Annotated in this window: 20 protein-coding genes and 2 pseudogenes; 4 read left to right on the top strand and 18 right to left on the bottom strand. The window is 65.6% G+C overall.

Translation table 11 applies throughout. The features are described 5' to 3' along the window. Positions 1-61 precede the first annotated feature (61 nt). From pepF to groES, 4 genes are all read right to left on the bottom strand, one after another. Positions 62-1,927 carry an oligoendopeptidase F gene (gene pepF, locus DFR49_RS21050; protein ID WP_119037637.1) on the bottom strand — a complete coding sequence of 622 codons (1,866 nt, stop codon included), beginning with the start codon at positions 1,925-1,927 and terminating at the stop codon, positions 62-64. Positions 1,928-2,029: 102 nt separating this feature from the next. Next, positions 2,030-2,611 (bottom strand): glutathione S-transferase N-terminal domain-containing protein, encoded by a 582-nt coding sequence (locus tag DFR49_RS21045; RefSeq protein WP_119037636.1) that lies wholly within the window; start codon positions 2,609-2,611, stop codon positions 2,030-2,032. A 229-nt stretch (positions 2,612-2,840) separates the two neighbouring features. After that, the gene (gene groL / locus DFR49_RS21040; RefSeq protein ID WP_119037635.1) at positions 2,841-4,487 is read right to left on the bottom strand and encodes a chaperonin GroEL; all 1,647 of its coding nucleotides are present in this window, start codon (positions 4,485-4,487) and stop codon (positions 2,841-2,843) included. Between the two features lie 58 nt (positions 4,488-4,545). Then, on the bottom strand, positions 4,546-4,836 hold the full coding sequence (gene groES / locus DFR49_RS21035; protein ID WP_119037634.1) for a co-chaperone GroES: 291 nt from the start codon (positions 4,834-4,836) through the stop codon (positions 4,546-4,548). A gap of 243 nt (positions 4,837-5,079) precedes the next feature. Here groES and sppA point away from each other — a divergent pair, with 243 nt between their 5' ends. Further along, positions 5,080-6,960 (top strand): signal peptide peptidase SppA, encoded by a 1,881-nt coding sequence (sppA, locus tag DFR49_RS21030; RefSeq protein ID WP_119037633.1) that lies wholly within the window; start codon positions 5,080-5,082, stop codon positions 6,958-6,960. After that, positions 6,957-7,520, top strand: a complete 564-nt coding sequence (locus tag DFR49_RS21025; protein WP_119037632.1) for a GNAT family N-acetyltransferase — start codon at positions 6,957-6,959, stop codon at positions 7,518-7,520. Before sppA ends, DFR49_RS21025 begins: the two co-directional genes overlap by 4 nt. 135 nt (positions 7,521-7,655) lie before the next feature. Here DFR49_RS21025 and DFR49_RS21020 read toward each other — a convergent pair whose 3' ends face one another. After that, positions 7,656-8,294, bottom strand: a complete 639-nt coding sequence (locus tag DFR49_RS21020; RefSeq protein ID WP_119037631.1) for a trimeric intracellular cation channel family protein — start codon at positions 8,292-8,294, stop codon at positions 7,656-7,658. A 142-nt stretch (positions 8,295-8,436) separates the two neighbouring features. On the opposite strand from DFR49_RS21020, the gene DFR49_RS21015 reads away from it, so the two are divergent. Then, a complete protein-coding gene (locus tag DFR49_RS21015; RefSeq protein WP_119037758.1) occupies positions 8,437-9,090 on the top strand; it encodes a YoaK family protein in 654 nt (217 codons plus the stop codon). A gap of 111 nt (positions 9,091-9,201) precedes the next feature. Here DFR49_RS21015 and lpdA read toward each other — a convergent pair whose 3' ends face one another. From lpdA to sdhC, 13 genes and pseudogenes are all read right to left on the bottom strand, one after another. Next, positions 9,202-10,599 carry a dihydrolipoyl dehydrogenase gene (gene lpdA / locus DFR49_RS21010; RefSeq protein ID WP_119037630.1) on the bottom strand — a complete coding sequence of 466 codons (1,398 nt, stop codon included), beginning with the start codon at positions 10,597-10,599 and terminating at the stop codon, positions 9,202-9,204. Between the two features lie 114 nt (positions 10,600-10,713). Further along, complete coding sequence (gene odhB / locus DFR49_RS21005; RefSeq protein ID WP_119037629.1) at positions 10,714-11,973, bottom strand: 2-oxoglutarate dehydrogenase complex dihydrolipoyllysine-residue succinyltransferase; 1,260 nt, start codon at positions 11,971-11,973, stop codon at positions 10,714-10,716. Positions 11,974-12,052: 79 nt separating this feature from the next. Then, positions 12,053-14,983, bottom strand: a complete 2,931-nt coding sequence (locus DFR49_RS21000) for a 2-oxoglutarate dehydrogenase E1 component (protein ID WP_119037628.1) — start codon at positions 14,981-14,983, stop codon at positions 12,053-12,055. Between the two features lie 64 nt (positions 14,984-15,047). Then, on the bottom strand, positions 15,048-15,932 hold the full coding sequence (sucD, locus tag DFR49_RS20995) for a succinate--CoA ligase subunit alpha (protein WP_119037627.1): 885 nt from the start codon (positions 15,930-15,932) through the stop codon (positions 15,048-15,050). A 56-nt stretch (positions 15,933-15,988) separates the two neighbouring features. Next, positions 15,989-16,286: pseudogene (locus DFR49_RS22350) on the bottom strand (GIY-YIG nuclease family protein). Positions 16,287-16,340: 54 nt separating this feature from the next. Next, positions 16,341-17,303: a malate dehydrogenase gene (mdh, locus tag DFR49_RS20985; RefSeq protein WP_119037626.1), complete on the bottom strand. Its 963-nt coding sequence runs from the start codon at positions 17,301-17,303 to the stop codon at positions 16,341-16,343. A gap of 147 nt (positions 17,304-17,450) precedes the next feature. Continuing rightward, positions 17,451-19,271 (bottom strand): glycoside hydrolase family 2 protein, encoded by a 1,821-nt coding sequence (locus DFR49_RS20980; protein ID WP_245968688.1) that lies wholly within the window; start codon positions 19,269-19,271, stop codon positions 17,451-17,453. A 99-nt stretch (positions 19,272-19,370) separates the two neighbouring features. After that, positions 19,371-20,483: a cell division protein ZapE gene (gene zapE / locus DFR49_RS20975; RefSeq protein ID WP_119037625.1), complete on the bottom strand. Its 1,113-nt coding sequence runs from the start codon at positions 20,481-20,483 to the stop codon at positions 19,371-19,373. Further along, positions 20,480-20,935, bottom strand: a complete 456-nt coding sequence (locus DFR49_RS20970) for a PaaI family thioesterase (protein ID WP_342768481.1) — start codon at positions 20,933-20,935, stop codon at positions 20,480-20,482. The genes zapE and DFR49_RS20970 overlap by 4 nt, the downstream gene beginning before the upstream one ends. Before the next feature lie 166 nt (positions 20,936-21,101). Further along, positions 21,102-21,884 (bottom strand): succinate dehydrogenase iron-sulfur subunit, encoded by a 783-nt coding sequence (locus DFR49_RS20965; RefSeq protein ID WP_119037624.1) that lies wholly within the window; start codon positions 21,882-21,884, stop codon positions 21,102-21,104. A gap of 43 nt (positions 21,885-21,927) precedes the next feature. Beyond that, positions 21,928-23,742: a succinate dehydrogenase flavoprotein subunit gene (sdhA, locus tag DFR49_RS20960; protein ID WP_119037623.1), complete on the bottom strand. Its 1,815-nt coding sequence runs from the start codon at positions 23,740-23,742 to the stop codon at positions 21,928-21,930. After that, positions 23,742-24,128: a succinate dehydrogenase, hydrophobic membrane anchor protein gene (sdhD, locus tag DFR49_RS20955; RefSeq protein ID WP_119037622.1), complete on the bottom strand. Its 387-nt coding sequence runs from the start codon at positions 24,126-24,128 to the stop codon at positions 23,742-23,744. The genes sdhA and sdhD overlap by 1 nt, the downstream gene beginning before the upstream one ends. A 2-nt stretch (positions 24,129-24,130) precedes the next feature. Further along, a complete protein-coding gene (gene sdhC / locus DFR49_RS20950) occupies positions 24,131-24,547 on the bottom strand; it encodes a succinate dehydrogenase, cytochrome b556 subunit (RefSeq protein ID WP_119037621.1) in 417 nt (138 codons plus the stop codon). A gap of 184 nt (positions 24,548-24,731) precedes the next feature. On the opposite strand from sdhC, the pseudogene DFR49_RS22345 reads away from it, so the two are divergent. Further along, positions 24,732-25,532, top strand: a pseudogene (locus tag DFR49_RS22345) (methyl-accepting chemotaxis protein); the annotation flags it as partial.

The raw sequence follows: 25,532 nt of genomic DNA, 5'->3' as shown, positions 1-25,532 counted from the left end.
GGCACGTTGGACCCCGGAACGAGTCCGGGGTGACGGATATTAGGAAAGTCGCGCGCCTTATTTACCCCATCAGCGCTTCGGCCTGGTCGAGCGTCTCCTTGAACACTGCGACGACCGCCTGATACGGCGCGGCCGAGGCCATATCGAGCCCGGCGTGCTTGAGCACGTCGGTGGGATAGGCCGAGCCGCCCGCCTTGAGCACATTCAGGTAATTGTCGCGCTCCTTCGCGCCGCCCGACAGGATCGCCTTCGCGAAATACGAGGCCGCCGCGATGCAGGTCGCATATTGGTAGACGTAGAAACTCGAATAGAAATGCGGGATATACGCCCATTCGACCGCATAGGCGGGATCGATCGCGACCTTGGGGCCGTGATAGCGCTTGAGCAGATCGAGATACATCGCGGTGAAGGTCTCGCCCGACAGCCCCTCACCCGCTTCGGCCTTGTCGTGGGTGGCAAGCTCGAACTCGGCGAACATCGCCTGGCGGTAGAAAGTGCCACGGATGTTCTCGAGCTGCTGGCCCAGATAATAGAGCTTCTCCTCCCGCGTTTTGGCCTTTTCGACCATGTACGCGGCGAGAAGCTGCTCGTTGCAGGTCGAGGCGATCTCGGCGAGAAACAGCGGGTAATCGGCCTTGTCGTAGACCTGCGCCTTGTTCGCGAGCAGCGAGTGCATCGCGTGCCCCCATTCGTGGGCATAGGTCGTCATGCCCGAATAATCCTCCTTCAGATTGAGGAGGAGATAAGGGTGCACGTCGAACGCGCCCGGGTTCATATACGCCCCCGAGCGCTTGCCCTCGCGCGGCAGCGGGTCCATCCATTTGGCCGCGGTCGCGGTGCCCAGTTCCTTGACGTAATCCGGGCCGAGCGGCTTGAGCGCCTCCAGCACCGTGGTGCGCATCTCGGCGAGGCTGACCGGTTTGTCGAGCTGCACCAGCGGCGGATAGATGTCGTAATAATGCATGTCCGGCAGCTTCAGGAGCTTGCGGCGCAACTCGAAATAGCGGTGGAGTTGCGGCAGGCCGGTGTTGGTTTCCTTGACCAGCGTGCGATAGACGCTTTCGGGAATGTTGTTCGACGACAATGAGGCGGCGAGCGAGGTGGGGTATTTGCGCGCCTTCATCTCGAACACGTCGGCCTTGATGTGCGACACATAGGCCGCGCCGAGCGAGCTTTGGAACTGGCCGTATTCCTTCCAGAAGGCGTCGAACACCGCCTTGCGGTCGGCGCGGTTCGGCGCGTCGCGATGGAGCGTGTAGCCCTGGTCGTCGAGCCGCACCTTCTCACCCGTCGAGAGCTGAATCGTCGGCCAGGGAATGTCCGACGCGACGAGTTGGCCACGAATGTCGCCCGGCCCCGCGAACGGCGCCGAGGTGCCCGCGAGCAGCACTTCGCCTTCGGGAGAGAGCGTGTGCGCCGCCTCGCGCAGCACGTTGGCGAGGTAGAAATCGAAGCGCTTCTTGAGCGTGTCGTCGGCGGCGATGAAGCCGTTGATCTTCGCCGCACCGACGCTCAGGATTTCGGGCGCGACCCACGACACCGCCTCGCCGAACGCGGTGTAGAGATCGATCGCTTGCGCCTGTTTTTCCTGATTGGCGGCGACGCGCAGATCGGCATCGGCCTTGAGGCTGATATAGACGTAGATGCGCGCGATGGTGCGGCCGAGATCGGATTGGGCAACGAGCGCTTTGGCGAGCGCGTCGGCGCCGGTGCCGAGCGTGCCCTGATATTTCTTCATCCCCGGAAGCGCCGCCAGCGCCTGCTTGCGCGCTTCGTCCCACGCGGCGTCGCTCGGGTAGAGGTCGGTCAAATCCCATTGTGCGGCATCGGCTGGCATTGTCTTGTCCTGCGCCCAGGCGGGCATTGCGGCCACGAGCGCGCCAAGCGCGGACGCGGCCAGGGTTTCACGGCGAGTAAAGTCGGTCATGTCGGTCCCCCGGTGCACGGCGCCGAACGAAGACTCCGGCGCGGCTGAATGCGACGCTTCCTGCCAGACGTCGGAGTGTTTGACCAGACTAGGGCACCAAGGTCAGTCGATGCCTTCCTCGGCCATCGCCCTCGCAACCGCCGGGCGTGCCTTGATGCGATCGAAATAGGCGATCAGCGGCTCGGGCACGCCGATGCCGAATGCGAACGCCCAGCGCAGCATCACGAACAGGAACGGATCGGCGACGCTGAACGCACCGAACAGATAGTCGCCCTTCATGCCCGCGGCGAGCAGGGTGAACTGGCGGGTGATCGCCTCCCCGGCCGCCTTTTTCTTTTCCTCGTCATCGCCCACGAAGAACGGTTTGAAATTCTTGTGAATCTCTGCCGAGATATAGGCCATCGCCTCGAGCAGGCGCGCATGCCCCAGCGGCCCTTCGGGCATCAGCGCCGGCGCCTGTTCGGCGATCCAGTAGAGGATCGCGATATTCTCGGTGAGCACGGCGCCGTCGTCGAGTTCGAGTGCTGGGACATAGCCTTTGGCGGTGACCGCGCGATAATCCGCGCCGTTGGCAGTCATCTTGGTCTTGAGGTCGACGCGCTCGTGATCGAACGACAGCCCGGCTTCGTGGAGCGCGATGTGATCGGCGAGGCTGCACGCACCGGGCGAATAATAGAGCTTCACGGACTTTCTCCCTTGGTTTGGGAGAGAAGGTGTGAAGCCTGGCGGCGAAGTGCAAGCCGCGCCAAAGAAAAGGGGCCGGGAGATCGCTCTCCCGGCCCCCTCTTTGGGCTTAGGGCCAGCACCGGCAAAGCCGGCGCTTCGTCGAACGGCATCAGCGGCGATGCCGCCGTGCCGCCGGCCGGCCTTGGGCTGATCCGTCGGCAGCCATGCTGCCGACGGGCCCTGCGGCTTAGAAGTCCATGCCGCCCATGCCGCCCATACCACCGCCGGGCATACCCATCGGCGCGGGCTTGTCTTCGGGCAGCTCGCTCACCGCCGCTTCGGTGGTGATGAGCAGGCCGGCGACCGAGGCCGCGTTCTGGAGCGCGGTGCGGACGACCTTGGTCGGATCGATCACGCCGGCTTCGACGAGGTTCTCGTACTTCTCGGTCTGGGCGTTGAAGCCCTTCGTCACATCGTTGCCCTCGAGCAGCTTGCCCGAGACCACCGCGCCGTCATGGCCGGCGTTGTTGGCGATCTGGCGCACCAGCGTCGTCAGCGACTTGCGGACGATGTCGATACCGCGGGTCTGGTCGTCGTTGACGCCCTTGAGCCCTTCGATCGCCTTGGTGGCATAGAGCAGCGCGGTGCCGCCACCGGGGACGATGCCTTCCTCGACCGCGGCGCGGGTCGCGTGAAGCGCGTCGTCGACGCGATCCTTGCGCTCCTTGACCTCGACTTCGGACGCACCGCCGACCTTGATCACGGCAACGCCACCGGCGAGCTTGGCAAGACGCTCCTGGAGCTTCTCACGGTCGTAATCGCTCGTGGTGTTCTCGATCTGCTTGCGGATCGCCTCGGTGCGGCCCTTGATCGCGTCGGCTTCACCCGCACCGTCGACGATGGTGGTGTTGTCCTTGTCGATCGTGACGCGCTTGGCGGTGCCGAGCATGCCGAGGGTCACGTTTTCGAGCTTGATCCCGAGATCCTCGGAGATGACTTCGCCCTTGGTCAGGATCGCGATGTCCTCGAGCATCGCCTTGCGGCGATCGCCGAAGCCCGGCGCCTTGACCGCGGCGACCTTGAGGCCGCCACGCAGCTTGTTGACGACGAGCGTGGCCAGCGCCTCGCCCTCGATATCCTCGGCGATGATGAGGAGCGGACGGCCCGACTGGACGACGGCTTCGAGGATCGGCAGGATCGCCTGGAGGTTCGATAGCTTCTTCTCGTGGATCAGGATATAGGGGTCCTGAAGCTCGACCGTCATCTTCTCGGGGTTGGTGATGAAGTACGGCGACAGATAGCCGCGATCGAACTGCATGCCTTCGACGACATCAAGCTCGAATTCGAGGCCCTTGGCCTCTTCGACGGTGATGACGCCTTCCTTGCCGACCTTCTCCATCGCCTCGGCGATCTTCTCGCCGACGACGGTGTCGCCATTGGCCGAGATGATGCCGACCTGAGCGATCTCGTTCGAACCCGAAACGGGCTTCGAACGCGCCTTGAGATCGTCGATGACCTTGGCGACGGCGAGATCGATGCCGCGCTTCAGATCCATCGGATTCATGCCCGCGGACACCGACTTCATGCCCTCGCGCACGATCGCCTGGGCGAGCACGGTCGCGGTGGTGGTGCCGTCACCGGCATTGTCGTTGGTCTTCGAGGCGACTTCGCGCAGCATCTGCGCGCCCATGTTCTCGAACTTGTCCTTGAGTTCGATTTCCTTGGCGACCGTCACACCGTCCTTGGTGATGCGCGGCGCGCCGAAGCTCTTGTCGATGACGACGTTGCGGCCCTTGGGGCCGAGCGTGACCTTGACCGCGTCGGCGAGGGTATCGACGCCGCGCAGAATGCGCTCACGCGCGTCGCGCGAGAATTTTACGTCCTTGGCTGCCATGTTGGCTGTTCCTTCTGGCGTTAAAGTGGAGAAAGTGGAGAGTGTCGCGAAGGGGCGATCAGGCCTCGACGATGCCGAGGATGTCGCTTTCCTTCATGATCAGCAGGTCTTCGCCGTCGACCTTGACCTCGGTGCCCGACCACTTGCCGAACAGGATCTTGTCACCGGCCTTGACGTCGAGCGGCGTCACCTTGCCGTCATCGGCCTTGGCGCCCGCACCGGCGGCAACCACTTCGCCTTCCTGCGGCTTTTCCTTGGCGGTATCGGGAATGATAATGCCGCCGGCCGTCTTTTCCTCGGCCTCGACGCGGCGAACCAGCACACGATCGTGCAACGGACGAAATTTCATGCGTCATCCTTTCCTTGGGTGAGCAGTGATGAATGCTTTGGCACTCCCCGACGGAGAGTGCCAGCAGCACGCCATATGCGAACCGCCTCCCGACTCGTCAACGGGTAGCGAAGAGGATTTTTTCGGGCGGGCGACTGTCCGGCGGCACGGCCTGTATTGCCCGCGTAAGACGGCGTTGCCTCGCGAGGCGCATTGCCGTAGCACCAGGCTAGGAACGATGTGGCAATACGAAGGATCGACGCGGTGAAGCTGGTTCGAGGCGCCTGGAAATTGCTGGTCGGGATCAAGGACGCGTTGGTCCTGATCGCGATGCTCCTGTTCTTCGCCGGGCTGTGGGCGGCGCTTTCGGCGCGGCCGACCCCCACCGCGATCAGCGACGGCGCGCTGCTGCTCGATCTCGACGGCACCATCGTCGAGCAGCCCGCCGAGGTCGATCCCTTCTCTGTCGCCAGCGGCCAGCCGGTGAGCCGCCAGTATCGATTGCGCGATCTGGTGCGCGCGATCGATGCCGCCAAGGACGATGCCAAGGTCAAGGCCGTGGTGCTCGATCTCGATCATTTCCAGGGCGGCTATCCGGCCGCGCTCGCCGAGGTGGGCGATGCGCTGGGCCGTGTGCGCGAAAGCGGCAAGCCGGTGCTCGCTTACGCCACCGCCTATACCGATGCGGGCTATCGGCTCGCGGCGGAGGCGAGCGAAATCTGGATGAACCCGATGGGCGGCACGCTGTTCATGGGGCCGGGCGGATCGCAGCTTTATTACAAGGGGCTGATCGACAAGCTGGGCGTCGACGTCCACGTCTTCCGCGTCGGCAAGTTCAAATCCTACGTCGAGCCCTATACCCGCACCGACAAATCGCCCGAGGCGGCGGAGGCCGATCGCGCGCTTTACGGCACGATCTTCGGCCAGTGGCAGGAGGCGGTGAAGAAGGCGCGGCCCAAGGCGCAGATCGCGCCGTTCCTCACCCAGCCCGCACAGGTGATCACCGCGGCGGGCGGCGACATCGCGCAGGCCAATCTCAAGGCCGGGCTGGTCGACAAGCTCGCGACGCGGATCGACTTCGGCAAGCGCGTCGCGGGAATCGCGGGCGCGGGCGACGACAAGATCGCGGGCAGCTTCGACGCGATCGATTACGACGCCTATGTCGAGGCGCATCCGGCCAAGACCGGCGGTGCCGCGATCGGCGTGCTGACGGTGGCGGGCGAGATCGTCGACGGTGAGGCCGGCCCCGGCACCGCGGGCGGCGACAGTCTGTCGAAGGCGATGCTCGAAGGGCTCGCCAAGAACGACCTCAAGGCGCTGGTGGTGCGGGTCGATTCGCCCGGCGGATCGGCGTTCGCCTCCGAGCAGATCCGCGAGGCGATCCTTCAAGCCAAGGCGAAGGGGCTGCCGGTGGTCGTCTCGATGGGGAGCCTCGCGGCGTCGGGCGGCTATTGGGTGTCGACCGCGGGCGACGCGATCTTCGCCGAGCCCAACACGATCACCGGATCGATCGGCATCTTCGGGATCATCCCGACCTTCGAGAACACGCTGAAGAAGATCGGCGTCACCAGCGACGGGGTGAAGACGACGCCGCTGTCGGGCCAGCCCGACATCATCGGCGGCACCAATCCGCAAGTGGACGCGATCTTCCAGGCGGGGATCGAGCACGGCTATCGCGAGTTCATCGCGCGCGTCAGCCAGGCGCGCAAGCTGACGCCCGAGCGCGTCGACGAGATCGCGCAGGGCCGCGTGTGGGACGGGGGCACCGCGCGCCAGCTCAAGCTGGTCGACCGCTTCGGCGATCTGAACGATGCGATCGCAGAAGCGGCGCGGCGCGCCAAGCTCGACCCGGCCAAGGTGCATCCGGTGTTCCTCGAGAAGAAACCGGGCTGGATCGCCAAGCTCGCCGCGCAATTCGCCCGCAAGCAGCAAAGCGACGATAGCGATGCGGCGGGCGACGTGTTCAGCCGGATCGCGCGCGATCGCCGCGCGGTGTTCGCGCAAGCGCTGGGCGACATGCGGCGGATGTCGGGCGGGGCGGCGATCCAGGCGCGATGCCTGGCATGCACGGGGCTGGGGCCGGCCGCGCCCTCCCCCGCCGACGTCAGCCTGATGGACGCCGTGCTGGCGAAGCTCGCGCTGTGATCGCGATCCGCGCCGCGCGGCCGGAGGATGCCGCCGCGATCGCCGCGATCTACGCGCCGCACGTCACCAGCGGCACCGCGTCGTTCGAGATCGAGGCCCCCGATTCGAGGGCGATGCGCAGCCGCATGGCATCGTCTGACGGGCTGTATCCATGGATGGTCGTGACCAACGGCGACGACGAGCAGAGCGGTATCGTGGCCTATGCCTATGCCACGCGGTTCCGCGATCGGCCGGCCTATCGCTATGTGGTCGAAACCTCGATCTACGTCGCCGGGCCGGTGCAGGGGCAAGGCACCGGACGATTGCTCTACCGCGCGCTGATCGACACGCTGCGCGCGCAGGGTTTCACGCAGGCGATCAGCGCGATCGCCTTGCCCAACGACCATTCGATCGCGCTCCACGAAGCGACGGGATTTCGGCGCGCAGGGGTGTATCGCGAGGTCGGCTACAAGCACGGGCAATGGATCGATGTCGGCCTGTGGCAATGCGAGCTGAACGATTCGTCGGTGCCGCCGATCGAGCCCAGGCCGTTCAGCGACGTCGGCGTGGTGCGGAGCTAGGACGAGATTCGGTGTTGCCGAATCCGGTCGCCGCACCGGCCCCCTCCCCCACCCCGCCTCCCAAGTAATTATACTGCATGGGAGGCGGGGTGCGGGAGGGGGCCGGTGCGGCTATCCACGTAAGTGGAGCAAACCCTAAGGGTCGTTCGGAAGGCCGCGATAGGCGGGAAGCGCGAGCTTCCAGTAGATCGCGGCGCCGCGGAGCCCGAAACCGGCGGCAGCGGCGATGATCGCGACCTCGAACGACGGCAGCCCGAGCAGCCGCAGGCCGACATAGAGCGTCGCGGCCAGCGCGGCGGCGGTGACGTAGAGTTCGGGCCGCATCAGGATCGACGGCTCCCCCGCGAGCGTATCGCGGATGATCCCGCCGACGCACGCGGTGAACACCCCCATCACCGCGGCCGGCAGCGGCGGCACGCCGAAGCTCAACGCTTTCGCCGCGCCGAACACGGCATAGGCGCCCAGCCCCACCGCATCGAGCCAGACGAGCGCGGCGCCGTTCCACCAGCGCTGGGGCGTCACCCAGATCGTCAGCGCGACGCCGAGGCACACCAGCGCGTACAACCGATCCTCCACCCAGAAGACCGGCGCGCCGATGAGGAGATCGCGCACAGTGCCGCCGCCGACCCCGGTGATCAGCGCGAAAAAGGCAAGCGTAACGAGGGTCTGCCCGCGCTGCGTCGCCGCCAGCGCGCCGGTCGCAGCGAAGACGGCGACCCCGAACAGGTCGAGCCAGGGGAGTACGGGGCCGATCTGCCAGAGCGCCTGATCCATCCCGCCTTGCTAGACCAACAGCGCGGGCGAGGGAACGGTGGATACTGGACGATGCCGGCGCGACGGCGCATCTGGGCCGCGCGAGCGACGCGGATGATTTTTCGGGGTGGAAACGACGCGCCGAGCCCGGCAAAAGGCGCCCATGCAGCATTATCAAACCCCGATGATCGCCGCGGCCGTCCTGCTCGCGGTGCTGGCCGGCTTCGTCGACGCGATCGCCTATATCAGCCTCGGCGGCTTCTTCGCCTCGTTCATGAGCGGCAACACCACGCGGCTGGGGGTGGGGCTTGCGACCGGGACGGCCGCCGATGTGTGGAACGCGGGGGCACTGATCCTTGCGTTCCTGTGCGGGGTGATGGGCGCTTCGATCCTCTCGGCGCGGTTCGAACGCTGGCGCAAGCCGGTGGTGATGATCGGGGTCGCCACGTGCCTGGCGATCGCAGCAGGCGCGGCGCATTTCACCGATTCCTATGTGCCGCTGCTGCTGCTCGCGGCGGCGATGGGCGCGGAAAACGGCGTGTTCGTGCGCGACCGCGAGGTGAGCATCGGGGTGACCTATATGACCGGAACGCTGGTCCGGGTCGGGCAGAAGCTCGCCGAGGCGCTGTTGGGCCGGGGCGGCGCGCTGGCGTGGGTGCCGTATCTGCTGCTGTGGCTGGGTTTCGCGGGCGGCGTCGTGCTGGGCGGGACGACGCTCGGCGATCACGGGCTGGACGCGTTGTTGTTCGGCGCCGGCGGCGCACTGGCGCTGGCCGCACTGCTCGCGGTGCTGGCGCGGGGTGGTGAGGGGGCTTAGTGCGGACGGCGTAGCGGCGCGGCAAAGCCGCGCCGTCGGTCGGGGCTGGGAGCCCCGCCGGCCGGTCTAGCCTAGTTCGCGCGGATTTAGCTTCGCCAAATCCTGCGCCGGCTAGATGTGGATCGCCTTCCCCGTCACTGCCATCGCGGCTTCCTTGATCGCCTCGGAGTGCGTCGGGTGCGCATGGCAGGTATAGGCGATATCCTCGCTCGTCGCGCCGAATTCCATCGCCTGCGCGGCCTGCGCGATCATCGTGCCCGCAACGCTCGCGATGCACCACACGCCGAGCACGCGATCGGTCTTGGCATCGGCGATCACCTTCACGAAGCCGTCGGGCTCGTGGTTGGTCTTGGCGCGGCTGTTGGCAAGCATCGGGAACTTGCCGACCTTGACCTCGCCCTTCTCCTTCGCCGCCTCCTCGGTGAGGCCGACCCCGGCGATCTCGGGCCAGGTGTAGACCACGCTCGGGATCACGTCGTGGTTCACGATGCCGGTCTGCCCGGCAATGTTCTCGGCGACCGCGATGCCTTCGTCCTCGGCCTTGTGCGCGAGCATCGGCCCCGGAATGACGTCGCCGATCGCCCAGACGCCGGCGACCCTGGTTGCGAAATCGTGATCGGTCTCGATCTGGCCGCGCTGGTTGGTCTCCAGCCCGATCTTGTCGAGCCCGAGCCCGTCGGTATTGGGCTTGCGGCCGATCGACACCAGGACGCAATCGGCGGTGATCGTCTCCGCCTCGCCGCCCTTCGCGGGTTCGATGGTGACGGTCGCCTTCTTGCCCTTGACCGCGACCCCGGTGACCTTGGTGCCGAGCTTGAACTCGACGCCCTGCTTCTTGAAAATCTTGTTGGCTTCCTTGCGGACCTCGCCGTCGAAGCCGGGCAGGATCTGATCGAGAAATTCGATGCACGTCACCTTGGCGCCGAGCCGCCGCCAGACGCTGCCGAGTTCGAGCCCGATCACCCCGCCGCCGATCACGACCATATGCTCGGGCACCTTGGGCAGTTCGAGCGCGCCGGTGGAATCGACCACCACCTTCTGGTCGATCTCGACGCCCGGCAGCGGCGTCACCGACGAGCCGGTGGCGATGACGATGTTCTTCGCCGTCACCTTGTCCTTGCCGACCGAAACCGTGCGCGCGTCCTCGAAGCTCGCCTTGCCCTTGAGCCAGGTCACCTTGTTCTTCTTGAACAGGAATTCGATGCCGCCGGTGAGCTGCTTGACCGCGTCGGTACGCTGGCCGTGCATCGCGCCGAGGTCCAGTTCGGGCGTCACCTTGATGCCCAGCTTGGCCATCGCGCCGCCGGCCGCCGCCTCGAAATATTCGGATGCGTGGAGCATCGCCTTCGACGGGATACAGCCGACGTTGAGGCAGGTGCCGCCCAGCGTCTCGCGGCTTTCCGCGCACGCCGTCTTGAGGCCCAGTTGCGCCGCGCGGATCGCCGCGACATAGCCGCCCGGCCCGGCACCGATCACGAGGACGTCATAGTCGTATTGCTGGTCAGCCATTCCAAACTCCGTTCGCCCTGAGCTTGTCGAAGGGCCGTACTTTCTTCCGATCGAGAAAAGAACGGTGCTTCGACAAGCTCAGCACGAACGGAAGATGGGTGTTCTCGAAAAAAGTTACAGGTCGATCAAAATCCGCGTCGGATCCTCGATCGCGTTCTTGAGCGCGACGAGGAAGGTCACCGCCTCGCGGCCGTCGACCAGGCGGTGGTCGTAGCTGAGCGCAAGATACATCATCGGGCGGATCACGATCTCGCCGTTCACCACCACCGGGCGATCCTCGATGCGGTGCAAACCCAGCACCGCGCTCTGCGGCGGGTTGATGATCGGGGTCGAGAGCAGCGAGCCGAACACGCCGCCGTTGGAAATGGTGAAGGTACCCCCCTTCATCTCCTCCATCTTGAGCGTGCCGTCCTTGGCCCGCTTGCCGAAATCGCCGATCGTGCGCTCGATATCGGCGACCGAGAGCTTGTCGGCATCGCGCACCACCGGCACCACCAGCCCCTGCGGCGCGGAGACCGCGACCGAGATGTCGGCATAATCGTGGTAGACGATCTCCTCGCCGTCGATCGAGGCGTTGACGTTCGGCACGTCCTTCAAGGCGAGGCACGCGGCCTTGGCGAAGAAGCCCATGAAGCCCAGCCGGACACCGTGCTTCTTTTCGAACAATTCCTTGTACTTGGTGCGCGCCGCGATCACCGCCGTCATGTCGACGTCGTTGAACGTGGTGAGCATCGCCGCGGTGTTCTGCGCTTCCTTGAGGCGCCTGGCGATCGTTTGGCGCACGCGCGTCATGCGGACGCGCTCTTCCTTGCGCTCGGGCGCGGCGGCAGCGGAAGCGGCCGGCGCCGGGCTCGCAGCAGCGGCAGGCGCGGTCGAGCCGCCCTTCTGCGCGGCGGCAACGACGTCATCCTTGGTGATCCGGCCGTCCTTGCCGGTGCCGGTGATCGTCGCCGGATCGACCCCGAATTCGAGCACTGCGCGACGAACCGACGGCGACAACGCCGCTGCCTCGACATTGTCGGTGGGCGCCGGCGGCGGCGCGGCGGGGGCAGCAGCAGCCTTGGGAGCCGGCGCGGGCGCGGCCTCGGGCGCGGGCGCCGGACTCGCGGCGGGCGCCGGGCTGGCCTTGGCGCCGCCCGCGCCTTCCTCGACCACGCCGATCACCGCGCCGACCTCAACCGTGTCGCCCACCGCGACCTTATGCTCACCCATCACGCCCGCGACCGGCGAGGGCACCTCGACCGACACCTTGTCGGTTTCGAGGCTCGCGATCGGCTCGTCGGCCGCGATCGCGTCGCCGGGCTGCTTGAGCCATTCGCCGAGCGTCGCTTCGGTGATCGATTCACCCAACGTGGGGACTTTGACTTCGGTCATTCTCTACCTCGTCATCCGGCGGACGCCGGAACCTTGTAGTAATCGGGAGACCCCAGCTTCCGCTGGCGTGACGTAAAACTCAACCCTTGCGCTTCCGCCGTATTTCCTCGCGGACATTGTGGCCGAGCGCATCTGCGACCAACGCGCCCTGTTCCATCTGGTGCCGTTTCATGAGGCCGGTCGCAGGTGACGCCGCTGCGGTACGGCCGGCATAGCGCGCGCGCGCCACCGGCGCCCCGGCGTCGGCGAGGCATTGTTCGATGAACGGTTCGGCGAGGAACCAGGCGCCGTTGTTCTTCGGCTCCTCCTGCGCCCACACCACGTCTTCGAGATTGGGCATCTTCTTGAGGCGCACCGTGAGCGGTTCGCCCGGGAAGGGATAGAGCTGCTCGATGCGGACGATCTGGGTGTTCTTGTCACCGGCGGCGTCGCGCGCCTCCATGAGGTCGTAGGCGACCTTGCCCGAGCACAGCACCAGCCGCTTCGTCTCCTTGTCCGCCGGCGCCGCCGGATCGGAAAGGATGCGGCGGAAGTGGCTGTCGCCGAGGAAGTCCTCCGCCTTCGACACCGCCATCTTGTGCCGCAGCAGCGACTTGGGCGTCATGATGATCAGCGGCTTGCGGAACGGCCGGTGCATCTGCCGGCGCAGCAGGTGGAAATAGTTCGCCGGCGTGGTGCAGTTGGCGACCTGCATATTATCCTGCGCGCAGAGCTGGAGATAGCGTTCGAGCCGCGCCGACGAGTGTTCCGGCCCCTGCCCTTCATACCCATGCGGCAGCAGCAGCACGAGGCCGTTGGCGCGCAGCCACTTGGCCTCGCCGGCGGCGATGAACTGATCGATCATGATCTGCGCGCCGTTGGCGAAATCGCCGAACTGGGCTTCCCAGAGCACCAGCGTCTTCGGATCGGCAAGCGCATAGCCGTATTCGAAGCCGAGCACGCCATATTCGGAGAGCGGGCTGTCGAGCACCTCGAAACGGCCGTGCTCGACGTGATCGAGCGGCACATATTCGTGCTCGTCGGTCTGATCGACCCACACCGCATGGCGTTGCGAGAAGGTGCCGCGCCCCGAATCCTGGCCCGACAGGCGGACGCCATAGCCTTCCGAGAGCAGCGATCCGAACGCCAGCGCCTCGCCCGTCGCCCAATCGAAATGTTCGCCGCTCGTGAACATCTCGCGTTTGGCGTCGAGCACGCGGCCCAGCGTCTTGTGGATCTGGATGCTGTCGGGAACCGTCGTCAGCGTGCGGCCGAGCGCATCGAACAATTTCCTATCGATTCCCGTCTCGACGTTGCGGCGCGCGGTTTCGGCATCGGCGGGCGCGTGCAGCCCCGACCAGCGGCCGGCGAACCAGTCCGCCTTGTTGGGCAGATAGCTCTGCCCCGCCTCGAACTCGCCTTCGAACAGCGTCGTGAACTGCTTGATGCGCTCGTCGATCCAGCCCTGATCGACCACGCCTTCCGCGATCAGCCGCGCGCCGTAGACCTCGGCGACACCCGGATGCTTCTTGATCGCCTTGTACATCAGCGGCTGGGTGAAGCTCGGCTCGTCGCCCTCGTTATGGCCGAAGCGGCGATAGCACCACATGTCGATGACGATATCGCGGTGGAATTTCTGGCGGAACTCGATCGCCATCTTGCAGGCGAAGGTCACCGCCTCGGGATCGTCGCCGTTGACGTGGAAGATCGGCGCCTGAACGCCCTTCGCCACATCCGACGGATAGGGCGAGGAGCGCGCGAACTTGGGGCTCGTCGTGAAGCCGATCTGGTTGTTGATGACGAAGTGGATGCAGCCCCCGGTATTGTAGCCGGGGAGCCCCGAGAAGCCGAAGCATTCCCACACGATCCCCTGCCCCGCGAACGCCGCGTCGCCGTGGATGAGCACGGGAAGCGACGCCTTGTGCGCGTCGAGATCGTTCGCGATCGTCTGGATCGCGCGGACTTTGCCGAGGACAACCGGATCCTCCGCCTCGAGGTGCGAGGGGTTGGCGACCAGCGACATATGGACGCTGATGCCGTCGAATTCCCGATCGGTCGAGGTGCCGAGATGATATTTGACGTCGCCCGAGCCGCCGACATCCTCGGGGTTGGACGAGCCGCCCGAGAATTCGTGGAAGATCGCGCGATAGGGCTTGCCCATCACGTTGGCGAGCACGTTGAGCCGGCCGCGATGCGCCATGCCGAACACGATCTCGCGCACGCCGTACTGGCCGCCGTATTTGATCACGCTTTCGAGCGCGGGGATCATGCTTTCCCCGCCGTCGAGCCCGAAACGCTTGGTGCCGACATATTTCTTGCCGAGGAACTTCTCGTACTGCTCGGCCTCGATCACCTTGGCGAGGATCGCTTCCTTGCCCTCGCGGGTGAACTCGATCGCCTTGTCCTTGCCCTCCATCCGATCCTGGAGGAAGCGGCGTTCCTCGACATCGGAAATGTGCATGTATTCGAGGCCGACATGGCCGCAATAATTGCGGCGCAGAATGTCGACGATCTCGCGCAAGGTCGCATATTGCAGGCCGAGATAGCCGCCGAGATAGATTTTCTCGTCAAGCTCGCTGGCCGCGAAGCCGTGATAATCGATCCGCAGATCGTCTGGCATCTCGTGTTCGGAGAGCCCCAGCGGATCGAGATTGGCGGCGAGGTGCCCGCGCACGCGATAGGTGCGGATCAGCATCATCGCGCGGATCGAGGCGTCGGCCGCCTTGAGGATCGCATCCTGGCTCGCGGGCGCCGCCGACGCAGGCGCCGGCTTGCCGCCCTTGGCGGGCGCCGGCGCGGGCTCGCTCTGGGTCGGATCGAGCGCCGAGGTGAGATCGTCGGTGGTCGCGAGCGGCCAGGCGGGCTGCTGCCAGCTCGGCCCGGTGACGGCCGATTCGAGCCCCTCGAACCAGGCGCGCCAGCCGGGCTCGACGCTTGCGGGGTCGCTCTGGAAACGCCGGTAGAGCGTTTCGACGAAAGCGGGGCTGACCCCGCCGGCGATCTCACTGAAATCCTGACCTTCGTAACCCACGGCCCGTCTCCAATGCCCGGCAAGGCCGGAAGATGGCGCCCGGCCTACATCGCCGGGCGCGCGCTCATCGCTTCAATACCTCGACCAGCGTCGAGCCCAGTTCGCTGGGGCTGTCCGCCACCTTGATCCCGGCCGATTCCATCGCCGCGATCTTGTCTTCGGCGCCGCCCTGGCCGCCCGAGACGATCGCCCCGGCATGGCCCATGCGCCGTCCGGGAGGCGCGGTGCGCCCCGCGATGAAGCCCGCCATCGGCTTCTTGCGTCCGCGCTTGGCCTCGTCCTTCAGGAACTGCGCCGCCTCTTCCTCGGCCGAGCCGCCGATCTCACCGATCATGATGATCGATTTGGTCGCCTCATCGGCAAGAAACAGTTCGAGCACGTCGATGAAGTTGGTGCCGTTGACGGGATCGCCGCCGATGCCGACCGCGGTGGTCTGGCCCAGCCCCGCATTGGTGGTCTGGAACACCGCCTCATAGGTCAGCGTACCCGAGCGCGACACGACACCGACCGAACCCTTCGAGAAGATGCTGCCCGGCATGATGCCGATCTTGCATTCGCCCGGCGTCAGCACGCCGGGGCAGTTCGGGCCGATCAGCCGCGATTTCGAACCCGAGAGCGCGCGCTTGACCTTGACCATGTCGAGCACCGGAATCCCTTCCGTGATGCACACGATCAGCGGCACCTCGGCGTCGATCGCCTCGAGGATCGAATCGGCGGCGAAGGGCGGCGGCACGTAGATCACGCTCGCGTCGGCGCCGGTCTTGGCCTTGGCCTCGGCGACGGTATCGAACACTGGCAGGCCGATATGCGTCTGCCCGCCCTTGCCCGGCGTGACGCCGCCGACCATCTGCGTGCCGTAATCGAGCGCGGCCTGCGTATGGAAGCTGCCGGTCTCCCCGGTCATGCCCTGGGTGATGACCTTGGTGTTCTTGTCGACGAGGATGCTCATCTAATTTCCCTATCCTTACCACCCCGGCGCAGGCCGGGGTCCAGTCGGGAAGGCGGTCATGGTTGTGCGATACGATCGTACAGATCATCCCAACCGGGATTGAGCCCTTCGATCTCCCGCACCTTCCAGGCGCGCTTCCATTCCTTCATCTGCCGCTCGCGCTCGCGAGCCGCTTCCCAACTGCCGAGCACCTCGAACCAGACCAGGCGCTTGCAACCGTATTGCTTCGTGAACCCGTCGACAACGCCGTTGCGATGTTCCCCAGACGCGCCTCGGCAGGCTCACCGTCGACCCGAGATACAAGGTGCCGTTCCTCGCACTCGCCATGATGTAGACGCAGGCCTGGTCGTTCATCGCAGCGGCCCCGCAACTGGACCCCGGCCTTCGCCGGGGTGGTCGTTCAACTCCCTACTTCAGCCCTCCGTCGATCCCCTTGCACGCCACCAGCAGATCCTTGACCGCGGCGACCGACTTGTCGAAGCCCGCCTTGGCCTCGGCGTTCAATGCGATCTCGACGACGCGCTCGACGCCGTTCGCGCCGATCACCACCGGCACGCCAACATACAGGTCATCGACGCCGTACTGGCCCGTCAGATGCGCCGCGCAGGGGAGCAGCCGCTTCTTGTCCTTGAGGTAGCTCTCGGCCATCACGATCGCGCTGGTCGCGGGCGCGTAGAAGGCGCTGCCGGTCTTCAAGAGCCCAACGATCTCGCCGCCGCCCGAGCGGGTGCGCTGGACGATCGCGTCGATCTTCTCCTGGGTGGACCAGCCCATCTTGATGAGATCGGGCACCGGGATGCCCGCGACGGTCGAATATTCGACCACCGGCACCATCGTGTCGCCGTGGCCGCCGAGCACGAAGGCGGTGACGTCCTCGACCGAAACGTCGAATTCCTCGGCGAGGAAGTGGCGGAAGCGCGAGCTGTCCAGCACGCCCGCCATGCCGACGATCTTGTCGTGCGGCAGCCCCGAATATTCGCGCAGCGCCCACACCATCGCGTCGAGCGGGTTGGTGATGCAGATCACGAAAGCGTTCGGAGCATGGGCCTTGATGCCCTCGCCGACCGACTTCATCACCTTGAGATTGATGCCGAGCAGGTCGTCGCGGCTCATGCCGGGCTTGCGCGGCACGCCGGCGGTGACGATGCACACGTCGGCGCCGGCGATATCGGCGTAATCGTTGGTGCCCTTGAGCCCGGCGTCGAAGCCCTCGGGCGGGCCCGCTTGCGCGAGATCGAGCGCCTTGCCCTGGGGAATGCCCTCGGCGATGTCGAACAGGACGATATCGCCCAGTTCCTTCATCGCGGCGAGGTGGGCGAGCGTGCCGCCGATCATGCCGGCGCCGATCAGCGCGATCTTCTTGCGAGCCATAAATCTCCTCCGGAGCAGAGCGCCGGCACACCTCCGCCTGCGCGAAATCGAGCGCGACTTAGGCGTTTTGTTGCCCCGGGGCAACCTCTAAAGCGGGTTGGTCAAGGGTTATTATTGCATATCATTCTCAATATCAATAACTCATGCTCATGGATGATGCTGCGCGTAATAGTCGGCCAGCACATCGAAGGCCTGCTTGCGGGCGCCGGTTTCGGATTCGAGGCCCTTGCGGTTCCAGCCCTGCTGATAGACCGGATGTTGCCGCCGCGGCGACCGGAAGTCCTTGAGGACCCACGGAGACATGCCGCGCAGAAACGGGATTCTGGATGCCATATCGAGCGTCGCGCGGTAATAATCGGCCTGAAATTCCTCGGAGAATTTGTGCGCGCGCGTCGCGTCATGTTCGCCCGCAAGCGCGCCCGCACCGAACTCGGACAGGATCAGCGGCTTCTCATACGGCGAGCGCCAGACGAACGACGCCAGATCGCTCAATTTATCAGGCGTGTACCAACCGTTATAGGCGTTGACCGCCATCACATCGAGCGCGGGAATCAGCGGATCGTCGACGGTGAACACGCTCGCACCCCCCTCCTGCTTGCGCCCGACGAGCAACGCCGCCGAGACAAGCCGCGTATCGTCGAGCGCGTGCGCATCCTTCGCGAGCGTGGAGAGGAACGCGTTGCGCGCGGCGCTCACGGGCGTTTCGTTGCCGACGCTCCAGATCGCGATCGCGGTGCGGTTGCGATCGCGCAGAATCTCCTCGGCGAGCATGTGGCGCGCGGTGGCGAGCGTCTGCGGATTGTCGAACGCGACGCGCCAGTAGATCGGGATTTCGCTCCACACCAGCAGCCCGAGTTCGTCGGCCATCCGCGTCATCACCTCCGAATGCGGATAATGCGCGAGGCGGACGTAATTGCCGTGGAGCCCCTGCTTGACCTCGGTGAGCAGCGCGCGCGCCGCCTGCGGCGTGATCGCGCGTGTGGGGTTGGCGCCGAATTCCTCCTCGTGGAGCGCGATGCCGGCGAGAAAGACCGGTTTGCCGTTGAGCAGGATTTGATCGCCCTCGACCGCGATCGTGCGGAAGCCGATCCGGTCTTTCCAGACATCGGCGCCCGCGGTGATCGTGACGTCGTAGAGCCGCGGCGTATCGGGCGACCAGCGCTCGAGCGCCACGGGCGCAGGCACGCGCGCCGTCCAATGCCCGGCGGCGTCGGCCTTGCCGTCGAGCGTGAGCCCGAGCGCAGGGATCGCCAGCGTCAGCGCGCCACCGGCAGCGCCTTTGCCGTCGAGCACGGCATCGACCGCGATCCGCCCGTCGCGCGTCAGCCGCACCCAGGCATCGTCGACATAGGTAGCAGGCGTCGTCACCAGCGTCACCGCGCGGGTGATGCCGCCATAGGTTTCCCAATCGGTGACGGGCGGCGGCAGATCGGTATCGCTGCGATCCGAATCGACGCCGACAGTGATCTGGTTCGCACCCGGCTTGAGCAGCCCCGTCACCTCGAACGCGAAAGTCGTGAAGCCGCCTTCGTGCGCGCCGACGCTTTTGCCGTTGAGGTAGACGTGCGCGCGATAATTGACCGCGCCGAAGCGGAGGAACTGGCGCTCGCCGGGCCTCGGATCGGCGGTGAAACTGCGCTGATACCAGACCAGCCCGCGATAATGGCGCATCGTCGCGTCGTGCGTCAGCCATGAGGACGGCAGCGTCGCGGTGGGCGCGCGCGTCATGTCATATTCGTAGAGCGCGGCGGGATCGTCGCGCATCGCGGCGGCGACGTCGGTGGTGTCGTAGCGGCGATGGCCGAGCCCCGGATCGCCGCCGTGGAACCCCGCCATGCCGTCGCGATACGGATCGATCGAATAATGCCACTGGCCCGAGAGATCGAGGTTGGTCCGCAGATCGCCGCTGGCGAGCACGGGATGGACCGGTGCGACCGGCTGCGCTTCCACCAATGCCGGCGCCAGCATAAACGTTAGCGCTAACAAAAATCGCTGCATCCACACGCGCATCGGCCCCTCCTTGTCGTTATCCCGAACGCTATGCGGCGGGGGCGGCCGCGTCCAGCCTCAACCGACGCCGTGGCCCTGCGCGAGATACGCCTCGGAGCGCATTTCCTCGAGCCGCGAGACGGTGCGCTCGAATTCGAACGCGCCGTCGCCCGCGGTGTAGAGCTGGGCGGGCTCGGCATCGGCGGCGGCGAGCAGCTTGACATTGTGTTCGTACAAGGCGTCGATCAGCGTCACGAAGCGCGCCGCCTCGTTGCGGTTCTCCGGCCCCATCCGGGGGATGCCGACGAGGATGACGGTGTGGAAGCGCCGCGCGATCGCCAGATAATCGGCGGCCCCCCGCGCCTCGCCGCACAGCCGCTTGAACGAGAAGACCGCGACGCCCTTCAGGGCTTTGGGGACGTGCAAGGTGCGGCCGCCGGGGACCGGAATATCCTCGGTCGGCACGTGCGCGCGATCCTCGACCGGATAGTCGGTCAGCCGGAAGAACGCGGCGGACAGCGCCTGCGTCGCCTCCGACCCGTTGGGGACCAGCCAGGTATCGATCCGCCCCAGCCGATCGAGCCGGTAATCGACCGGGCCGTTGAGCGGCAGCACATCGGCCCTGGTTTCGAGCAAGGCGATGAAGGGCAGGAAATGCTCGCGGTTGAGCCCGTTCTTGTAGAGATCGTGCGGCGGCCGGTTCGAGGTCGCGACGATCGTCATGCCGTGTTCCCACATCGCCGCGAACAGCCGCGACAGGATCATCGCATCCGCCGAGTTGGTGACCACCATCTCGTCGAAGGCGAGCACGCGCGCATCCTCGGTCATCGCCGCGGCGACGGGGGCGATCGGGTCGCCGGCCTCTTTCTTGCGTTCCTCGGCGAGGCGCGCGTGGACCTCGAGCATGAATTCGTGGAAATGGACGCGGCGTTTGCGCTGGATCGCGAGACACCCGAAGAACAGGTCCATCAGCATCGATTTGCCGCGCCCTACCCCGCCCCACAGATAGACGCCCTTGGGCGCCTCCGGGCGGCGGCCGAGCGCGCGCCACAGCACGCTGCCCTTGCGCGGGCTCGCCTCGAGTTCGGCGGCGAGCGCATCGAGCCGGCTGGCGGCCGCGGCCTGTTCGGCATCGGGGCGCAATTCGCCCGCGGCGACCAGCGCTTCGTAGCGCGCGAGGACGGTCGTCATCGCCGCGTCGGCTTCCTGATCGTGCCCGCAAAGCTCGCGACCGTGCCGTCGTTCTGCACCACGAGCCCGCGCAGGAACAGCAGCCGCCCGGTTTCACGCAGCAGATCGACCCGCGCCTCGAGCGGCTCGCTCACCTTGCCCGCGCCGATGAACTGCACCGACAGATCGAGCGTCACCGCGGTGCCCGCCTCGATCACCCCGAAACCGCGCGAGGCGGCGAACAGGGCGATGTCGATGAAGGCGAGCAGCGCGCCGCCGTGGAGGTTATCCTGGAGGTTCGAATGTTCGTGGCGCGGCATCATCCTGACGCGCGCGACCTCACCCTCCATCCTGAGCAGGAACGGCCCGAACAGGCTGTTGAAGTGGGTGGGGTCCGACAATTCCCATATCATCCATCCGGGATGATCGGGGGATTCGGTAAGGATGAAGGAGGCTTCGCTCAAGCTAGTCACCTGGAACTGAGGCTCGCCACAATCCAGAGCCGTCACCCTGAACTTGTTTCAGGGTCCATCGTGCCGCAAGCTGATGACGCCGAATGGGGAGGAATGGATGCTGAAACAAGTTCAGCATGACGGCCATGACACCACGAACTTCAGTTCCACCATATTAGACCGAACCTTACAGAACCCGCTCGGCTTCCATCTTCTTGATCTCGGCGATCGCCTTGGCGGGGTTCAATCCCTTGGGGCAGACGTTCGCGCAATTCATGATCGTGTGGCAGCGATAGAGACGGAACGGGTCTTCGAGATCGTCGAGCCGCTCGCCGGTCATCTCGTCGCGGCTGTCGGCGAGCCAGCGATACGCCTGGAGCAGGATCGCGGGGCCGAGGAACTTGTCCTGGTTCCACCAATAGCTTGGGCACGAGGTGGAGCAGCACGCACACAGGATGCATTCGTACAGCCCGTCGAGCTGCGCACGCTGGGCCGGCGTCTGGAGCCGTTCCTTGCCCGCAGGCGGCGGCGTCACCGTCTGGAGCCACGGCTTGATCGAGGCATATTGCGCATAGAAATGCGTGAAATCGGGAACCAGGTCCTTGACCACATCCATCGCCGGCAGCGGCGTGATGCGGACCTCACCCTTCAAATCCTCGATCGCGGTGGTGCAGGCGAGGCCGTTGGTGCCGTCGATGTTCATCGAGCACGATCCGCAGATGCCTTCGCGGCACGAACGGCGGAAGGTGAGCGACGAATCCTGATCCGATTTGATCTTGATCAGCGCATCGAGAACCATCGGCCCGCAATCGTCGAGATCGACCTCGAAAATATCGTAGCGGGGATTTTCGCCCGTATCGGGATCGTAGCGGTAAATCTTGAAGCGCTTCACGCGCGCCGCACCGCCGCTCGCCTTGTGCTCCTTGCCCTTCCTGATGACACTGTTCTTGGGCAGAGTGAACTTGGCCATTGTCAGATTTCCCGTGAAGTAAGAATAGGTTCGCCCGCGCGTATCAATAAACGCGCTTTTTCGGGACGATATAGTCGATATCGTCGGTGAGCGTGTAATCGTGGACCGGACGGTAATCGATGCTCGTCTTGCCGCCCTTGCCGCCCCAGCCGTCGAAGGTGATGATCGTGTGCTTCATCCAGTGCGCGTCGTCGCGATCGGGATAATCCTCGTTGACGTGAGCGCCGCGGCTTTCCTTGCGGTTCGCGGCCGCGTTCATCGTCGCCACCGCCTGCGCGATCAGATTGTCGAGTTCGAGCGTCTCGACCAGATCGGTGTTCCAAATGAGGCTGCGATCGGTGACGTGGATGTCCTGCATCCGCTGATAGACCTTGGCGATTTCCGTCACGCCCTCGCCGAGCAGTTCGTCGTTGCGGAACACCGCGGCGTGCTTTTGCATCGTCTTTTGCATCTGGACGCGGACCTCCGCGGTCGGTGAGCCGCCGTTCGCGTTGCGGAAATGATCGAGCCGGCCCAGCGCCAGTTCCTCCGACCCCTTGGGCAATGGATTATGGGGGGTGTTGGGCTTGACCGTCTCCGCGATGCGCTTGCCGGTCGCGCGGCCGAACACCACCAGATCGATCAGCGAGTTCGAGCCGAGCCGGTTGGCGCCGTGGACCGAGACGCATGCCGCCTCGCCGACCGCGAACAGCCCCGGCACGACCGCATCGGGATCGCCGTCCTTCAGATGGACGACCTCGCCGTGATAATTGGTCGGGATACCGCCCATGTTGTAATGGACCGTCGGCGTCACCGGCAGCGGCTGGCGCGTCAGATCGACGCCCGCGAAGATCTTGCCGGTTTCGGTGATGCCGGGCAGGCGTTCGTGGAGCACCTTGGGATCGATATGATCGAGGTGCAGGTAGATATGGTCCTTGTCCTTGCCGACGCCGCGGCCCTCGCGGATTTCCATCGCCATCGAGCGCGACACGACGTCGCGGCTGGCGAGATCCTTCGCCGAGGGCGCGTAACGCTCCATGAAGCGCTCGCCTTCGGAATTGGTAAGGTAGCCGCCCTCGCCCCGCGCGCCTTCGGTGATCAGCACGCCCGCGCCGTAGATGCCGGTCGGGTGGAACTGGACGAATTCCATGTCCTGCAAGGGAAGCCCGGCGCGCAGCACCATGCCGCCGCCGTCACCGGTGCAGGTATGCGCCGAGGTCGCCGAGAAATAGGTGCGCCCGTAGCCGCCGGTCGCGAGCACGATCGCGTGGCTGCGGAAGCGGTGAATCGATCCGTCCTCGAGGCACAGCGCGATCACGCCACGGCACGCGCCGTCTTCCATGATCAGATCGAGCGCGAAATATTCGACGTAGAAATCGGCGTCGTATTTGAGGCTCTGCTGGTAGAGCGCGTGGAGCATCGCATGCCCCGTGCGGTCGGCCGCGGCGCAGGTGCGCTGCGCGGGCGGGCCCTCGCCCATGTTCTGCATCATCCCACCGAACGGACGCTGGTAGATCGTGCCCTCTTCGGTGCGGCTGAACGGCACGCCGGCGTGCTCAAGCTCATAAACCGCGGCGGGCGCCTCGCGGCACAGATATTCGATCGCGTCCTGATCGCCGAGCCAGTCCGATCCCTTGACGGTGTCGTACATGTGCCAGGTCCAGTGATCGGGGCCCATGTTGCCGAGGCTGGCGGCGATCCCGCCCTGCGCCGCCACGGTGTGGCTGCGCGTCGGGAACACCTTGGTGATGCACGCGGTCTTGAGGCCGTTCTGTGCGCATTCCATCGTCGCGCGCAGGCCAGAACCGCCGGCGCCGACCACCACGGCGTCATAGCTGTGATCGATGATCTTATAGGCGCCAGGAAGATTGGGGGACATCAGGCGGGCGCTCCGGTGAAGGTGATCCTGAGGATCGAGAAGATGGCGATCGCCGCGGCGGCGATCGTGAACAGGTTGAGCAGCACGATCCAGGCGATGCGGCCAGGGCCGTGATTGTAATCCTCGATCAGCACCTGAAGCCCGAGACGGAAATGATAGAAAACCGACGCGACGAGCAGCACCAGCGGAATCGCGACCCAGGGCGAGCCGATCCAGTCGATCAGCGTCGCATGATCGTAAGCGGGCAACCGCGCCATCGAGAAGACGAACCAGAGCACGAGCAGCAAATTGCCGCCCGCGGTCAGCCGCTGGTGCCACCAGTGATGCGTGCCTTCCTTGGCCGCGCCCAGGCCGCGCACGCGGCCGATCGAGGTTCCGTCACCCATGCTTATTTCCCCGCCAGCAGATAGGCCCAGAAGGCGACGGTCGCGAGGACCGAGAACACCATCGTCAACAGCGCGAAGGTTCGGTTGGTCTTGAGCTCGAAGCCCGCGCCGGTATCGAGCACCAGGTGGCGGATGCCGCTCGCCATATGCTGGAAGAACGCCCAGCTCATGCCGATGCCGAAGATATAGCCGAGCGCGTTGAGGCCGCCGCCGGCATAGGTGAAGGTGTCGACGAACACAGCATAAGCTTCCGCCCCGGCCGCGAGCGCGGCGAGCCACCACACGAACAGGCAGGTACCGACCAGCGCCATGCCGTCGCCCGTCGCGCGGTGGAGGATCGAGACCAGCATGTGCGGCCCCCATTTCCAGATTTGCAGATGCGGAGATAACGGGCGCGTTCGCTCAAGCTGCGTGGCCAAGACTCTGGTCCCTCGTTCGGTGATGGCGCCGTATTAGCCCTCGCCGTGGCCGATGCAACCCGCGAGGCGCATCGGCACGGCCGTTCGGGGCAAGCCCTAACCACGCCTTAACCAAATCGACCTAAGCCTAGATGGGCAATCCGCCGATGCAGGCGGGAAGATTGATTCTTCGGAGATGTCGCTCGTGGACAATGACAATCTGCCGGCCCCCGGCACCCTGGCCACCATGATCGATCTCGGCGCGCGGCTGAGGGTATTCGATTACGACGGCTCGCTGATGACCGCGAGCAAGCAGGTCTGGGATTTGATCGAACCCGACATCCGTACGATTTCCGATGCCTATTGGCAGCAATGGCTGCGCTGCTTCGCCGACGACCGCCTGTGGGCGCCGCACGAAACCGAGAAGATGGTCGATCTGGGCATCGTCTTCCTCAAGAGCCGATTCCTCGACACCTACGGGCGGGCATGGGTCGAGTCGGTCGAACGATCGGTCGCCGCCGCTTATGCCGCGGACGTATCGCCGATGGCGCTGCTGTCGATGATCAACGCCAGCGATCGCGCCGCGCTCGATGCGCTGATGGGCCGGGTGGATCGCAACGATCCGCGCCTGCCCGCGCTGATCGATACGCTGATGCGGCTTTCCGCGCTCGAAGGCGAAGTCACGGTGGCGCTCTACAACGCCTATCGCGAGCACAGCGCGCAGCAGGGGCGCGATCGCCTGACCACCGAATTCCGCGACGGCATCGTCACGCTGGTCGACAATGCGTTCGAGGAAGGCGAAGTGTTGCGCGAACAGCGCAGCCGCGCTTCGGTGGTCGCGCGCGGAATGCTCGGCAAGGCGTCAGAGGTCGCGGCGGCCGCCGAACAATCGGCAGTGGCGATGCGCGAAGCGGCGCAGACCGCGGCGGGGCTGATCCGCGCGATCGAGGATGCGCGCACCGAAGTCGAGGCCGCCGCCGAGATCGCGACGCGCGCCTCCGATCAG

The organism is Hephaestia caeni (assembly GCF_003550065.1).
Lineage (GTDB): Bacteria > Pseudomonadota > Alphaproteobacteria > Sphingomonadales > Sphingomonadaceae > Sphingomonas > Sphingomonas caeni_A.
This window is presented reverse-complemented; position numbering and strand designations above follow the sequence as displayed.